Here is a 14,772-nt window from a genome sequence, read left to right as displayed (position 1 = left end):
TTTAAACGGTAAAGGTTGCCTGGGGATTAGACGAACGTTGGGGGAATTTGTGACAATGTGCGAAGAAATACCGAATCACAGGTGGAGGTTAATAGTATTTTAACAGCGAAGAGTCAGGAGTCAGGAGTCAGGAGTCAGGAGTTGGTGAGATTGCCATTTCTAGCGCAGTCGAGAAATCTTATGCCAAAAAATGATGACCAACAAATGAAAACATCTCGACTGCGCTCGATGTGACAGAGGTTTTTACTTTAAGTACTTACACTTTCGCAATATTCCTGATCATGTTTCCAAAAATGAAGAGGTGGAACGGCAGCACAGAATACCAATACAATCTTCCCAACAATCCCTTGGGACGGAAGGTTGCGGTTTGATAAAGCACGCCATCCTCGATTTTAAACTCGAGCCAAGCCTCGCCGGGGGTTTTCATTTCGGCAAAGAGGAGCAGGCGTTTGTTCTTTTTGTCCGCCAAGAGCACGCGCCAAAAGTCCAAGGCATCCCCGGGGAAAAGCCTGGTCGGGTGGGTGCGTCCGCGACGTAGCCCTGGACCACCGACCATTTTGTCCATAAGGCCCCGGACTTTCCACAACCAATTGCCATAATACCAGCCATTTTCGCCTCCAATGCGCCAAACATTTTCCAAAACGGCGTCCTCATCCTTAATTTTGATGGATTTTTTATCCCGTAGCACCCCATATTTGGGCACTTGGATGTAATTTTCGAGGTCCTCCTTGATTTGTCCGCTGGCGATGCTGTCCTTCCAACTGCTGATCACAAGGTTCTGCTCAATTTTTTTAAAGGCCAAATCTATGGCTTCTTCGTAAGTTCGGGTTTCAATGCCCAGCATCTCTTGCAGGCGATTGTCTTCAGCTATGACCTCCATCTTCATACTGTCCACCAAGTTCGTCGCCAGTTTGAAGGAGGTGGAAGTTACAAAATAGAGCCAGTAGGATGATAGTTTTGGGGTCATCACGGGAACCGTGAAAATCCAATTTTTAAAACCGCGCACCTTGGCGTAGCCGTGCAACATATCCTTGTACGTAAGAATATCGGGCCCGCCAATATCAAAAGATTGGCCGTAGGTTTTTTTGTTGCCCAGGACTTCGGTGAGAAACTGGATTACATCGCGAATGGCGATGGGCTGTGTTTTGGTGAGCACCCATTTTGGTGTGATCATCACCGGCAGTTTTTCGCAGAGATCGCGTATGATTTCAAAAGACGAACTTCCCGAACCAACTATGATACCGGCACGGAGCACGGTAAGGTCAAAAGGGCCTTTATAGAGGATTTCTTCCACATTTTTTCGTGAACTCAAGTGTTTAGAGAGTTCCTTGTCGTTGACAATACCGCTAAGATAGATGACTTGCCTGCATTCGGTCTGCTCTAAAATGGTATTGAAATTTTTGGCCGCTTGTGCCTCCTTTTCATCAAAATCCGTGACGGAAGAGGTCATGGAATGTATAAGGTAGTAGGCGGCATCAATATCTGCGGGAACTTTTTGTTTTTCCGGGTCGTCCAGAAAATCAATTTCAACAATATCGATTTTGGAACGCGTTTTGGCATCGACCGACAATCGTTTTTCGTCCCGAACCGCACAGACCACGCTGTGCCCCATATCCAAAAGTTGGGGCAACAAACGCATTCCTATGTAGCCATTGGCCCCTGTCAACAATATTTTCATAAATCTTCAAGGTTGGAGGGAAGGTTGTCCGCTCGATGGTCCATCAATTTTTTAAAGAACCGTTGAATGGCTTTAGTGTCGGACCTGACCTTAATAAAATAGTGGTCCATATAAATGGAATAAATGCCAATATCACCTTTGTACACGTTCAATTTGTAATAGGGAATGATGAGCCCATAGGTTTCCAAGCGGGAACGGAAGCGGACAATAATGCCGTTCGGACGAATTTCAACATTGCAGGAATTGGTGCTGTTGTCCAAAACGAGCAGGTTGTAAATATCGATGCTGGCCTCGGTAATGTGCAATTTTGGCGAACCGATGCCGCCCATGGCAAAACGCTCTTTTATAGGGAGGGGTTTGCCTACGGCTTCGTCAATTTTTTTGGTGATTTTTTTATCGTTATAGGAGACGTTCAATAGCATACTAAAGGTTTTGACCGAACCTGATCAAGTTTCCATCATTGTCCAACACGGAAAACTCTCGAACTCCCCAAGGTTTGTCTTCTAACGGGCCATTGGGATGGATTACCTCTGCCTTTTGCAATTCTTTATAAAGGTTGTCCACATCTTCCACATAAATGTAACAACTGGTGTTTTCGGGAAAGATTTTATTGTCACATTTCCAAAAGTGGATCTCGACTTTATCTCTTCCGACCACAGCATAGTTTTCATCGACCCAGCCCGATTTGTCGAACCCCATTTTTTCTTTATAAAATTCCACGGTTTTTAGAATGTCCAACGAAGCTAAGACCGGAGAGGCGCGCTGTAAATGTTCCATAGGAAGTTTTTTTAAAAATACGATTTATAACTGGGCAACGCCAATATGTATTACGTAAAAAGCCTAAAAAATGCGTAGTTTTGCGCCCTGAAAAGCCTATTTAGATGAGTTTGCAAAACGATTTGACCCAAAAAGTGATCGAGGCGGTAAAACAACTGTACCAAGTTGAGCTGCCCACGGTGGAATTTCAACCTACCCGAAAGGATTTTGAGGGTGATATTACCGTAGTGGTGTTTCCGATGTTGCGTCAAATCAAAGGGAATCCCGTTCAGATTGGAACCAAGATCGGCGAGTATTTGGTCGAAAATGTGGATGAGGTGTCCAAATGTAATGTGGTGCAAGGCTTTTTGAACATTGTTATCGAGGATGGATATTACCTCAATTTCTTCAACAACATCATTGATGAAACCGATTTTGGTTATGTAAAATCCCAGTCGGATGATGCGGTGATGGTGGAATATTCTTCTCCCAACACCAACAAACCGTTGCACTTGGGACACATCCGAAACAACCTTTTGGGGTATTCGGTGGCCGAAATTTTGAAGGCTTCTGGTAAAAAGGTGTACAAAACCCAAATTATAAATGACCGTGGCATCCACATCTGTAAGAGTATGTTAGCTTGGCAGAAATTTGGTGAGGGTGAAACTCCTGAATCTTCTGGATTGAAAGGTGACCACTTGGTCGGGAAATACTATGTGGCTTTTGATAAAGCATACAAAGAGCAGATTGCCGAACTGGTTGAGGCTGGAACACCAAAAGAAAAGGCTGAAAAAGAGGCTCCAATCTTGTTGGAAGCCCAAGAAATGCTCCGTAAGTGGGAGGCTGGCGATGATGAGGTGGTGGCTCTTTGGAAAAAAATGAACGGTTGGGTGTATGATGGTTTTGACATTACCTACAAAAACCTAGGTGTTGATTTTGATACGCTTTACTACGAGAGCGATACCTATTTGTTGGGTCGTGATGTGGTAAAAGATGGTCTGGAACGCGGTGTTTTCTTTAAAAAAGAGGATGGCAGCGTTTGGATTGACCTTACCGATGAAGGATTGGATGAAAAAATCGTTTTGCGTTCGGATGGCACGGCCGTGTATATGACACAGGATATAGGTACGGCCATTCAACGGGTAACGGACCATCCAGACATTAACGGAATGGTGTACACGGTGGGCAATGAACAGGATTATCACTTTAAGGTCTTGTTCCTTATCCTAAAGAAACTGGGCTATGCTTGGGCGGAACAACTGTATCACTTGAGCTACGGGATGGTGGACCTCCCCAGTGGTAAAATGAAGAGTAGGGAAGGTACCGTAGTGGATGCGGATGACCTGATCCAAAATATGGAGGATACGGCTGAATCCATTTCGCAAGAATTGGGCAAGTTGGACGGCTATTCCGAAGAAGAGAAAAAGCAATTGTACCGAACCATAGGTTTGGGGGCGCTTAAATACTATATCTTAAAAGTAGACCCGAAGAAACGCATCTTGTTCAATCCTGAAGAATCGGTGGATTTTCAAGGAAACACTGGGCCGTTTATTCAGTATACCTATGCTAGGATTCAGTCCATTTTAAGAAAAGCCGACAATGTTAGTTCAAGCTCCGTCCAGACTTCTTTGGACTTGCACGAAAAGGAAAAAGAGTTATTGAAACAAATCCAATTGTTTCCCGAAACTGTTCAGTTGGCAGCGGAAAACTTTAGTCCTGCCTTGATTGCCAATTACACTTACGATTTGGTAAAAGAGTTCAATTCCTTTTACCAACAAGTATCGATTTTGGGCGAAACGGATGCGCAGAAGAAAAACTTTAGGGTGCAGTTGTCCAAAAAAGTGGGCGAGGTGATTCAATCCGCGTTCCGATTGTTGGGTATTGATGTTCCGGAAAGAATGTAGATTTCTGCTTTCGCAGGAATGACACCTTTTGTCATTTTGAGTAGGTAGCCTGAGCGGAGTCGAAGGCTTTATGAAAGTCCTTTCGGTATTTTGACACGAATTACTCGAATGCTCACAAATTTTCTTGGGTCATTTCGAGCGCAGTCGAGAAATCATTTTTTAAAAACTTACCCTAAAACTCACATTTGGGGTAATGCCCAAAGAAAAGTTTTCCACGGTCTCGATTTCATCATCTTGGTTGACCCTGTAATATTTGTTGAGCGTGTTTTTTCTGTCCGTAAAATTTAAGATGGACAGTCCCGCATTGGCACGAATGGTTCTGCCGATTTGAAAATTGTATATCGCCGATGCATCTGCCCTAAAATATTCGGGCAATCGGCTGCTATTTGGGGCCTGAAAGTTGATTCTGGGCGGGGTAAAGTTATCATCCAGCCCATCATCACCCGGAACAGGTTCGGTAAACGGTTTGCCTGTTCTGTAGTTGAGACCAATACTCAATTTCAAGTCTTTGTAAGTGTAGGTGCTGGCAAAGGTGATGGTGTGCCTAATATCCAAATTGTTGGGGAAGGATTGCGGTACAATGGAATCAAAAGTGTAATCGTTTTTATTGTAGGCATAGCTTAACCACGTACTGTAGTTGTCGCCTTTTTTGTTGATGAGCAGTTCCAAGCCCTTAACATCGTAACTTCCAATTTCGCCCGAAAATTGATATTGATTCTGAAATCCTTGGGTACTGGTACTGATGCCGTCCACATTTTTATAGAAGCCTTCGATACCGACATAAAAATTGTTTTTCTCATAGTTGATGCCAACGGAACCCTGCTTGCTTTTGGTGACAGGCAGCGTGTTGTCGTTGGAGAGAATCCATCTACGCTTTTCAATGCCCAAAAAGTTCTGTTCCAAATCGATAACCTGATTGGTGGTCTGACTTTTGAACTCGCCTAAGAGCTCTGCCCTTAGATAATTTGCCAATTTAAAGTTCAGGTTGATTCGGGGTTCAATCAAAAACTTTTTGAAGGTACCCAGGTTTTCAATTAAGTTAAAACGAGCTCCAATTTTTCCAATGAATTTGTTCCCGGGAGAATTATAATTGAGTTGCGAATATGGAGCGTGGGTTCTAATAACTCCCTTAAGTTCACTCTCAAAACTGGGTTGATTGATGATTGTGGCATTCACGATTCCAGTTTCAATATATTGATACCCGTTGTTCCAGTTAAACGCATCATTAATAATAAAGTTGGTATTTAATTTTAGTGCATTTTCAATCACTTGATTGTTTTGGAAGAGCTGCTGAACTTGATTATCATAAACATTTTGTGCATCCAAATTATACTTGGAGTAATACATGTTAAGGTGCGTGGAAAACCTATCCGTCCAATTGCTCTGGAGTTGCCCGCCAATGGAAATATTGTTTTGTTTTAATAGGCTGATATTGGTTTCATCTGCGGAGACATTGGTCTCTTCAAATTTTAAATTGTTCTTGATGTGAATGGCACTCAGTCGAATTTTATGATTGTCGTTTAGGTCGTAAAGGATTTTCCCCGAAAAATCATAAAAGAAAAAATCTTCGTCCCGTATAAATTCATCATCAACGGTACTGTTGTTCTGTAATCTAATCTCACTATCCTGAAACGCCCTGTTGATGAACTGTTTGTAGGTGGGCGTTCTCAAAAAATCGGTAGCGGAACGCCTTGCGGAAAATTGAATTCCCAATTTGTTGGTTATGGGGGCTTCGGCATAAATATCACCACTTATCAAATTAAATCCACCTCCACCTTTGAAGTTTTCTGGGATGGAATTTCCGGTTTCCATTTGAATTACGCTGCTTACCCCGTCACCAAAATTGGCAGGCGTCCCATTCTTATAAATGGTGACTTTGTCGGTTTGATAGGGGTTAAAAGCGGATATCAAACCAAAAAAATGCCCGGATTGGTACATTTTTATACCGTTCCATAGGATAAGGTTTTGGTCATTGGTCCCCCCACGAACATTGATGTCCGATACGGTTTCGTCAATACTTTTGATGCCCGGCAAGGCTTGAACGGTCTGTAGGATGTCGGGTTCAATCAACCCTGGAAGGATGCCGAACTCGGCGGTGTTCAAGGTAATGCTCGCATCGGTTTCTTTGATGATTCCCGAAGTGAGGTATTTGTAAACGAACACTTCATCCAATTGTTCGTAATACGGTGCCAAAAGTATTTTGGGGCACTCTCCTTGTTCCAATAGGGATTCGACCTTAACATATTTGGTCACATACCCTAAGTATCGAATCTGCAAGGATGCATTTCTAGGAACGTTATCGAATGAAAAGGCGCCGTTGTTGTCGGTGATTTTAGCGTTGTCGGTTCCCAATAATTCTACGGTGGCGCCCATAACGGTGTTATCGGCAAAATTGTCCAAGACCACCCCGCAAACATTTACTTGATTGTTGGTGGAAAGGGTGTAATAACGGTCATTGAGTTTTTCTGTTTCAATGTGGAAGGTATCTTCAATATATTGAAGTATTGATTCTAACGTACTTAGATTTTTTGGTATTGCAATGTCAATATCCTTCAAGTCGTCATCAATATAGGAGAACTTGACATCAAAATGGTTTTCCAATTTTTTTATGTAGGAAATAAGTGATTGCTGCTCTTCCTGCGCATAGACATTGCTAAGCAGAAAAAGCATAAAACCAAGTACGAGGCCTAAATGCTTATTTTTTTGTGTTCTCAGCATAAAAAAGTACGTTGTCTCCGTCTATTCTAAAGCTTGTTTTGGAGGGGGTACTTATACTTTTTAACGCCATATTTAGGTCTGTGTTGTTGAACGACCCTGTAAATAAGAGGTTTGTGTCAATGTTTTCTGTTGAAACCTTAATGTTGAACTGTCTTTCGAGTTCGGCAAAAACATATTTTAAAGGAATACTTTCAAAGCTACTTTCATTGTTCATCCAAGAAGGCAAGCTGCCTTGGGGTGCCCCCGTACTGATTTGTTTGCCATTGATGACCAAAAAAGAGTTTCCAGCGGGGAGTTTTATTTCTTCCTTGTTGTGGGTAACACTGACCAAGCCTTCGTAGCAGGTTACCTCAAAAAAGCCTTTTCTGTTTTCCACATTAAACTGTGTTCCCAAAACGGCAACCGTTCCGTGGTCGGTAGAGACCGTGAATTGTTGTCCTTTGGCGACCTTAAAGAAGGCTTCACCTTTTAGATTTATATTTCTTTTGTTGTCCCAATTTTTTTCACTGTAGGATACTTGTGAACCGGCATTCAGGAATATTTCGGAATCGTCGGGAAGCACCACTTCGGAGCGTTCGGCAAATTCAGTGGTCACCTTTTCATTCAACGTGCTCACATAAAAGTACGAACCGGTAAGAAGCAGAGCGATAACCGCAGCAACTCTAAGGAATTTCTTGAACGGGTTCAAGGAAATCACTTTTGGCGCGTTGTCGATGTGCTCATCTTTTAAGCGTTGCAACGCTTGGTCGGCATCGAACTTTGGAGCGGTCAATCTACTTGAGGCTTCTTTCAATTTTTGATACGAGGCATACGCTTCGGAATTTTTAAATTCCCGAAGTTCATCCTCTGAAAGCTCACCGCTCAGCCATTTTGCCAAATAATTTTCTTGCATGCGTTCTATGCTTTACGTTATACAAACAACTTTCCGATAAAATACCCTACCTAAAAATCATTATAAATTTTAATGCTAAATCCCATCAATGTGCTCCCGTAAACTTTTGAGGGCCAAATGCATCCGTTTTTCAATGGCTTTTACGCTCACGCCTTCCATTTCTGCAATTTCCGCGTACTTTTTTCCGTCTATTCTGTTGAGCAGAAAAGTAGTCCGCTGATTTTCGGGTAGGGCGTCCAAGGCATTGTCCAGTTTCTCCTTGTATTCTTTTTCCTCCATTAAAAATTCCGGGGATTCGTTGGTTCTATCCTTTACAAGGCTGTCGGCGTGCCTCAACCTTACTTTTTCTGCTTTTATCACATTTAAATAAAGGTTGTTGGCAACCGTATAAACGTAAGATTTTGCTTTTTCGGGACTGACCTTCGCACAGTTCTGCCAGAGCTTTACAAAAGCTTCTTGAACCGCATCGTGCGCTTTTTCCTCATTCCCGAATTTGTAAAAAATATAATTGAAGACCGTTCTGGAATGGTCCTTAAAAACTTGGCTAAAAATGTGGTCCTCACATACGTTGCTCATAAAAGTTTGTTTGTCGAATCAAATATATTTGAAAAATTCGAAGGAAAAGTAGGGTTTTTTTTTAGAGAATTGTTTTAGAGTTGAATGATAACCCCAAAAAAGTAAAGTTATGAAGAAGCTGATTGGCAACATGATGCGGGCTGCACTCCTGGTATTCGTGCTCGGTTTGTCATCATGTCAAGAAGAATATGAAGAAGTGGGCGGAGGTGATGAGGAACAAACCATTGCGGCCCAATCCGACACGGCGGCTTTGGTGGAAAAAATGGCCTCGCTCGATGGCTCTTTTGATAATATTGTGGATGGAGCCAGTTGTTTTGCCGTTAAGTTTCCTTACACCGTAAATGCAAATGGGGTCGAGATCAACATTGATTCCACAAACGATTTAGAAAAAATCTACGATGTTTTTGATGCCACCATCGACGTGAATAATATCGTTGAAATTGTTTTTCCCATCACAATAACATTTTCCGATTACACCCAAATTACCATTCAAAATAAGGAGGAACTTTTAAGCATGGCACGTGAGTGCATTGAGGGCGGTGATGACGATGATATTGAGTGTGTTGACTTCGTATATCCCATAACCTTGTTCACTTTTGTAATAGATACAGAGCAAACTGCCCAGATAGAAGTAAAGAATGACAAAGAGATGTTCCAAGCCTTTTCCGAGCTGGAAGAAAACCGCTTGATCAGTATCCAGTATCCTATTACAGTCGTAAAATATGACGGAACCGAAGTCGTGGTCACAAGCAATACTGAGTTCAAGGCAACTTTGGAAATGGCAAGGAATATGTGCGATGAAGACGATGACAATGATTTTAACGACAATGATTTCTCTGAAGAAGAACTTGTTGAATACTTGATGGCTTGTCCCATGCAGGTAAAACAGGTAATCCGTGACCAAATGGACAACAGCGAGCAATATTTGGAGCATTTGATGACATTCAGGGCAGATGGTTCAGTGGTTTTATCCACATTCACTGCAGATGTAATCGTAGGTGCTTGGAACACGGGCATGTCAAACGGAGCAGTAATGTTGAATCTTGAATTTGAAAATTTCACAGACTTCACTTCCGAATGGCAAGTATATAAACTCGAAGAAGACCTCATCAAACTATACATTGATGACGGCAATAAAATTATTCTCGAAAAAAGATGTGATATATAACCCGCAACCATGGATTCTGGGTTAAAAAGATTTTGAAGAATTAACAGGCTTTATTTGTAAATTCTTCAAGAAGAAATAAAAATTTTCCCCATTCTTTTTCCAAAAGAAGGACGGCTCACCCCAAAGCCGTCCTTTTTCTTTTATATTATTACTAAATTTGTCCCTCCTTTAAAACAAAGAACATATGTTCGATAATTTAAGTGAAAAATTAGATAAGGCATTCCACGTCCTCAAAGGCCACGGTCAGATTACGGAAATCAATGTAGCAGAGACCCTTAAGGAAGTCCGGAGAGCTTTGTTGGATGCCGACGTTAACTTTAAAATAGCCAAGGAATTTACCAATACGGTAAAAGAAAAGGCACTCGGCCAAAATGTATTGACCACCCTTCAACCGGGCCAACTTATGGTGAAGTTGGTAAAGGACGAGCTTACCGAGCTTATGGGCGGCGATGCTGAGGAAATCGACCTATCCGGTAACCCTTCGGTAATCCTGATGTCCGGTCTTCAAGGTTCGGGTAAAACCACCTTTTCCGGTAAATTGGCCAACTACCTCAAAAACAAAAAAACAAAGAAACCTCTTTTGGTGGCCTGTGACGTGTACCGTCCAGCGGCGATAGATCAGTTGCACGTAGTGGGGGACCAGATAGGGGTAGAGGTCTATTCCGATAGGGATAACAATGACCCCGTTGCCATTGCCAAGGCAGGTATTGCCCATGCAAAAAATGCGGGCTGCAATGTGGTCATCATCGATACCGCAGGTCGTTTGGCCGTGGACGAGCAGATGATGGATGAAATCTCGAACATCCACAAAGCCATTGAGCCACAGGAAACCTTGTTCGTGGTGGATTCCATGACCGGTCAGGATGCCGTGAATACGGCCAAGGCGTTTAACGATGTCCTTAATTTTGATGGTGTAATCCTTACCAAACTCGATGGTGATACCCGTGGTGGTGCCGCTATTTCCATCAAATCCGTGGTGGACAAACCCATCAAATTTATTGGTACGGGCGAAAAAATGGAAGCCATTGATGTGTTCCATCCCTCCCGTATGGCCGACCGTATCCTTGGAATGGGAGATGTGGTGTCCTTGGTGGAGCGTGCCCAAGAGCAATTTGATGAGGAGCAGGCACGTAAGATCCAAAAGAAAATTGCCAAAAATAAGTTTGGGTTCGATGACTTCTTGAGCCAAATCCAGCAAATCAAGAAAATGGGGAACATGAAGGACCTCATGGGAATGATCCCCGGAGCCGGAAAGGCATTGAAGGGATTGGATATTGATGATGACGCATTCAAGCACATTGAGGCCATTATCCATTCCATGACCCCCGAAGAACGTTCTACACCCGCTATGTTGAACGCCAGCCGCAAGAAGCGGATTGCCGCAGGTAGCGGAACTTCCATTCAAGAAGTAAATCAGTTGCTCAAACAGTTCGACCAAATGAGCAAAATGATGAAGATGATGCAAGGCGGCGGAGGCAAGAAGATGATGCAGATGATGCAGAACATGAGATAACTTTAGTCAGAAGTCAGAATTAAAACCAACACGACCCTATATGGAAATCCTTGACGGAAAGAAAATATCGAACCAGATAAAAGAAGAAATCACCGTTGAGGTGGAGCAAATGAAAGAACGGGGCGAAAAGGTCCCCCATTTGGCCGCTGTTCTGGTGGGTAACGATGGCGCAAGTCTCACCTACGTGGGCAGCAAGGTGCGTTCCTGCAAAAAAATCGGGTTCGAATCAACCTTGATCCATCTTCCAGAGGAAACCACCGAAGAAGATTTGTTGAAGCAGGTTCACCAATTGAACAACGACCCTGCCATTGACGGCTATATAGTCCAACTTCCCTTGCCCAAACACATTGACGAGGAAAAAGTGCTGATGGCCGTGGACCCAGATAAGGACGTGGATGGATTTCATCCAACCAATTTTGGAAAAATGGCCTTGGATATGGAAACCTTTATCTCGGCAACGCCATTTGGAATAATGGAATTGTTGAAGCGGTACAATGTAGATACCGAAGGAAAACATACCGTTGTGATCGGGAGGAGCCATATCGTGGGCCGACCCATCAGTATTTTAATGAGCCAAAAAGGGAAACCGGGAAATTCAACGGTAACTTTGGCGCACAGTAGGACCAAAAACTTGAAAGAATTGACGCTTCAAGCCGATATCGTAATCTCAGCTTTGGGTGTTCCAAAGTTTTTAAAGGACGATATGGTCAAAGATGGTGTGACCGTCATTGATGTAGGAATCACCCGGGTTGCAGATGATACCAAGGAAAAAGGATACTACATCACTGGTGACGTTGATTTTGAGAGCGTGAGCAAAAAAGCATCTTTTATTACCCCCGTACCTGGTGGAGTAGGCCCTATGACCATTGCGATGTTGCTCAAAAATACCTTGTTGGCGCGGGAGCGTCACAATGGCTAAAACTAAGCTTAATCCCCAATTTTCTGTCCTGATTCAGTTTTTAGGGCAGCCTGTTGTTCTTCCTCCGGGTTCAGGTGTTCAAACTCGGTTTCACCTTCGTCGTTGGTGCAACTGGATACGGCCATGGCAGAAAAAATAAGGGTGACCAATAGTAAAATTGTCTTCATAGTAGTAGGATTTGGGCAAGGCCTATCGGCCTAATTGGTCTATTTATAACGAATTAGGGTTCAAATTCTTGTTTTTGCCATCAAAATATCGATGATCGACCCCGTTATTTTGCGAAAAGTTGTCCCATATCCTTAAAAGCTTTGAATTCCAAAGCATTGCCCGCTGGGTCCAAAAAGAACATAGTGGCCTGCTCTCCAGGCTCACCTTTGAACCTGATGTAAGGTTCAATCACAAAATCAATCCCCTTTGCAATGAGTTCTTTGGAAAATGTTTCGAAGGTTTCCCAAGGTAAAACAACACCGTAATGGGGCACGGGCACATTTTTTCCATCAACCGGATTGGTGTGGGTGTCCTCCTCGGATTTTGGTTTGTAGTGAATCACAAATTGGTGGCCAAAAAAATCAAAGTCCACCCATTGTTCGGCACTCCGACCTTCTTTACAGCCGAGAACATCCCGGTAAAAAGTTCTACATTCTGCCAAATTGTGCACGGGAACGGCAACGTGAAAGGGGGTTATTTTTTGCATGGTCTATTTTTTCCGAAAAATAGGACAACTTTATCAAGCTTCCAAAAATGCTATGATCTGATCGTTTACATCGTCTTGGTGCATGGAATGGCCCAAACCTTCGGTGCTGATAAGTTTACTGCCCTCCCAGCTTTTATTGACCGCCACAGAAGCATGATAGGGCGCAATTTTATCAAATCTATCATGAAAGATCAATCCTTTTTTGCTAATGGATCGTGCAAACTTGGACGTGGAGAACTCATCTATTTTAAAGCCAAAACGATTTTGGACGTAATCATCCAAATGCTTCATGACCCTATTGTTGAACTTTAATAGGTTCTGAAAGTGCTCCATTATTTCATAAAATTCGGACGGAGATCCAATGGTGACCATTTTCTCTACTTGAGAACTCGGGTTCTTGTATTGATTGTAGATGATCGTCATTCCCCCGACCGAATGTCCGATAAGGTGCTTCGGGCCATACTTTTTTACCATGTGGTCGACCACTTCCTCGTACAAGGGTACGTATAAATGTTTTCCAGTGGAGTAACCGTGAGATGGGGCATCAAAAGCAATAATATTAAAATCCGCCTCCCTGAGTTTTTTGATGAGGTTGCGCCACCTGAACGTATTGCTCTCCCAACCATGCACCAGCAAAACCGTTTCTTTTGTCCCGGGCCAGTGGTACGATTGTATCCGGTGACCGGCAGCTTCTTCCAAGTCCAGCTTAAAATTATCCAAATATGAGGCCTGTTCGGGTTTAATCCTTCCCTTGCGTACCGTACAAAATACATGAAAGGCGTCGTTGGCCACTTTTTTTGGGGCAATAAGGCTGTATGCGTTGAAATATTTTCCGTAGGCCAACGGCAGTATTTTATTGATTTGTTTTTTCATGAGGTTACTTTTTGTAACTTACTCTTTATTTGATACTAAAAGTACATATTCCTTTTAGAAAAGAAAAGAAGTGACGAATTGAAAACCAAGTATATGTATGGAAACTATTGCTGAAAATCAGAAGGTTAGGACCGTAAAAAAATTGGAAAAAATGTTCGGGCATATCGATTTTAAGAATCCGCCCGAGTTGTGCCCCGTTCGAGATGTCATGTCCGTGGCCTCCGATCAGTGGAGTACGTTGATCCTGCTCTGGCTCGGTTACTTTCCCGTGCTTAGGTTCAACAAGCTCAAGAAATATGTGTATGGTATATCGAACAAGGTGCTGAGCCAGCGGTTAAAAGTCCTTGAAGCCGATGGGTATATTCAGCGCAAGGCCTATCCCGAAGTGCCTATTCGGGTAGAGTATAGCCTTACCGCTTTTGGACGGTCCTACGTGGAAAAATTGCTCGATTTGGCCGAATGGATGCACGACAACAGTCCTAAAGTAATGGCCAATAGAGAAAAGTACGGTTTATTGTAACATCAAAAACGGCTATTCCCAGCCCAACATCAAATATTTGATCTTGGCATTGTCGGGAATCTGTACCGCTTCTATGTCCGATGTTGAAAAGCGTAGGTTTTCAGGAAGTTCCTCCTTGTCTATTGTAAAATATAGGTTACTTGCCTTGGGAAAAATGACGATACTGTTCAAGGTGGTCACAATTTTTTTGATATCGTATTTTTTTTGAATATCCTTAAAGGTGCTTTTAAGGCCTATACCGCCCTCTGTAACGTATCTGGCATCCATAACCCTTACGTTTTCGATAGTTGGGATACTGTCGGAGCTTGCCGTGAGGGTCAACAAGTGCTTGCCTCCCTTTTCAAAAACCTCGAATTTTTTTGGAGATGCTCCCAAACTTATCTGTACCTGGTCCCCTACCACCGAATCTTGTACAAAAATAGACTCAAGGTCGCTGGTTTTGGTATCTTGGGTCAATGGGCCAACACTCTTTTCCGTGATCAGGAAGGTAGTGTCCTTTTGGCAAGAGTGAATCAATACAACCCCGAAAACCAGGGCAATTACTTTGGTTGCTTTTTTCAT

Annotated in this window: 15 protein-coding genes; 5 read left to right on the top strand and 10 right to left on the bottom strand. The window is 42.9% G+C overall.

From position 1 onward, the window contains the following. Positions 1 to 256 precede the first annotated feature (256 nt). The 3 genes from GVT53_RS13400 to GVT53_RS13390 are packed head-to-tail and all read right to left on the bottom strand — an operon-like array spanning position 257 to position 2,455. Positions 257 to 1,678 carry an SDR family oxidoreductase gene (locus GVT53_RS13400; RefSeq protein ID WP_166249037.1) on the bottom strand — a complete coding sequence of 474 codons (1,422 nt, stop codon included), beginning with the start codon at positions 1,676 to 1,678 and terminating at the stop codon, positions 257 to 259. Next, the gene (locus GVT53_RS13395; RefSeq protein WP_166249036.1) at positions 1,675 to 2,100 is read right to left on the bottom strand and encodes a hypothetical protein; all 426 of its coding nucleotides are present in this window, start codon (positions 2,098 to 2,100) and stop codon (positions 1,675 to 1,677) included. Before GVT53_RS13395 ends, GVT53_RS13400 begins: the two co-directional genes overlap by 4 nt. 1 nt (position 2,101) lies before the next feature. Further along, positions 2,102 to 2,455, bottom strand: a complete 354-nt coding sequence (locus GVT53_RS13390) for a bleomycin resistance protein (RefSeq protein ID WP_166249035.1) — start codon at positions 2,453 to 2,455, stop codon at positions 2,102 to 2,104. 104 nt (positions 2,456 to 2,559) lie between these two features. On the opposite strand from GVT53_RS13390, the gene argS reads away from it, so the two are divergent. Then, positions 2,560 to 4,338, top strand: coding sequence for an arginine--tRNA ligase (gene argS, locus GVT53_RS13385; protein WP_166249034.1), 1,779 nt, complete (start codon positions 2,560 to 2,562; stop codon positions 4,336 to 4,338). A 159-nt stretch (positions 4,339 to 4,497) separates the two neighbouring features. Here argS and GVT53_RS13380 read toward each other — a convergent pair whose 3' ends face one another. The 3 genes from GVT53_RS13380 to GVT53_RS13370 form a co-directional block, all read right to left on the bottom strand. Next, positions 4,498 to 7,008 carry a TonB-dependent receptor gene (locus GVT53_RS13380; protein ID WP_240905017.1) on the bottom strand — a complete coding sequence of 837 codons (2,511 nt, stop codon included), beginning with the start codon at positions 7,006 to 7,008 and terminating at the stop codon, positions 4,498 to 4,500. A 25-nt stretch (positions 7,009 to 7,033) separates the two neighbouring features. After that, on the bottom strand, positions 7,034 to 7,948 hold the full coding sequence (locus tag GVT53_RS13375; protein WP_166249032.1) for a FecR family protein: 915 nt from the start codon (positions 7,946 to 7,948) through the stop codon (positions 7,034 to 7,036). A gap of 75 nt (positions 7,949 to 8,023) precedes the next feature. Then, entirely contained in the window at positions 8,024 to 8,524 is a 501-nt protein-coding gene (locus GVT53_RS13370; protein ID WP_166249031.1) for an RNA polymerase sigma factor, read from the bottom strand. Between the two features lie 109 nt (positions 8,525 to 8,633). On the opposite strand from GVT53_RS13370, the gene GVT53_RS13365 reads away from it, so the two are divergent. The 3 genes from GVT53_RS13365 to folD all read left to right on the top strand — a co-directional run bounded on the left by GVT53_RS13365 (position 8,634) and on the right by folD (position 12,124). Further along, positions 8,634 to 9,692, top strand: coding sequence for a hypothetical protein (locus tag GVT53_RS13365; RefSeq protein WP_166249030.1), 1,059 nt, complete (start codon positions 8,634 to 8,636; stop codon positions 9,690 to 9,692). Positions 9,693 to 9,876: 184 nt separating this feature from the next. Beyond that, a complete protein-coding gene (ffh, locus tag GVT53_RS13360; protein ID WP_166249029.1) occupies positions 9,877 to 11,205 on the top strand; it encodes a signal recognition particle protein in 1,329 nt (442 codons plus the stop codon). Positions 11,206 to 11,245: 40 nt separating this feature from the next. Beyond that, complete coding sequence (gene folD / locus GVT53_RS13355) at positions 11,246 to 12,124, top strand: bifunctional methylenetetrahydrofolate dehydrogenase/methenyltetrahydrofolate cyclohydrolase FolD (RefSeq protein ID WP_166249028.1); 879 nt, start codon at positions 11,246 to 11,248, stop codon at positions 12,122 to 12,124. 8 nt (positions 12,125 to 12,132) lie between these two features. On the opposite strand, the gene GVT53_RS13350 is transcribed toward folD, so the two are convergent. The 3 genes from GVT53_RS13350 to GVT53_RS13340 all read right to left on the bottom strand — a co-directional run bounded on the left by GVT53_RS13350 (position 12,133) and on the right by GVT53_RS13340 (position 13,691). Beyond that, positions 12,133 to 12,291, bottom strand: coding sequence for a hypothetical protein (locus GVT53_RS13350; protein WP_166249027.1), 159 nt, complete (start codon positions 12,289 to 12,291; stop codon positions 12,133 to 12,135). A 104-nt stretch (positions 12,292 to 12,395) separates the two neighbouring features. After that, positions 12,396 to 12,818 carry a VOC family protein gene (locus tag GVT53_RS13345; protein WP_166249026.1) on the bottom strand — a complete coding sequence of 141 codons (423 nt, stop codon included), beginning with the start codon at positions 12,816 to 12,818 and terminating at the stop codon, positions 12,396 to 12,398. A gap of 33 nt (positions 12,819 to 12,851) precedes the next feature. Further along, entirely contained in the window at positions 12,852 to 13,691 is an 840-nt protein-coding gene (locus GVT53_RS13340; RefSeq protein ID WP_166249025.1) for an alpha/beta hydrolase, read from the bottom strand. A gap of 97 nt (positions 13,692 to 13,788) precedes the next feature. On the opposite strand from GVT53_RS13340, the gene GVT53_RS13335 reads away from it, so the two are divergent. Further along, a complete protein-coding gene (locus GVT53_RS13335; RefSeq protein ID WP_166249024.1) occupies positions 13,789 to 14,211 on the top strand; it encodes a winged helix-turn-helix transcriptional regulator in 423 nt (140 codons plus the stop codon). A 12-nt stretch (positions 14,212 to 14,223) separates the two neighbouring features. Here the strand turns inward: GVT53_RS13335 and GVT53_RS13330 are convergent, their stop codons facing one another. Further along, positions 14,224 to 14,772 (bottom strand): hypothetical protein, encoded by a 549-nt coding sequence (locus GVT53_RS13330; RefSeq protein ID WP_166249023.1) that lies wholly within the window; start codon positions 14,770 to 14,772, stop codon positions 14,224 to 14,226.

Source organism: Flagellimonas oceani (assembly GCF_011068285.1).
GTDB lineage: Bacteria > Bacteroidota > Bacteroidia > Flavobacteriales > Flavobacteriaceae > Flagellimonas > Flagellimonas oceani.
Note: the sequence above shows the minus strand (reverse complement) of the source record. Positions and strands in the feature narration are given on the sequence as shown.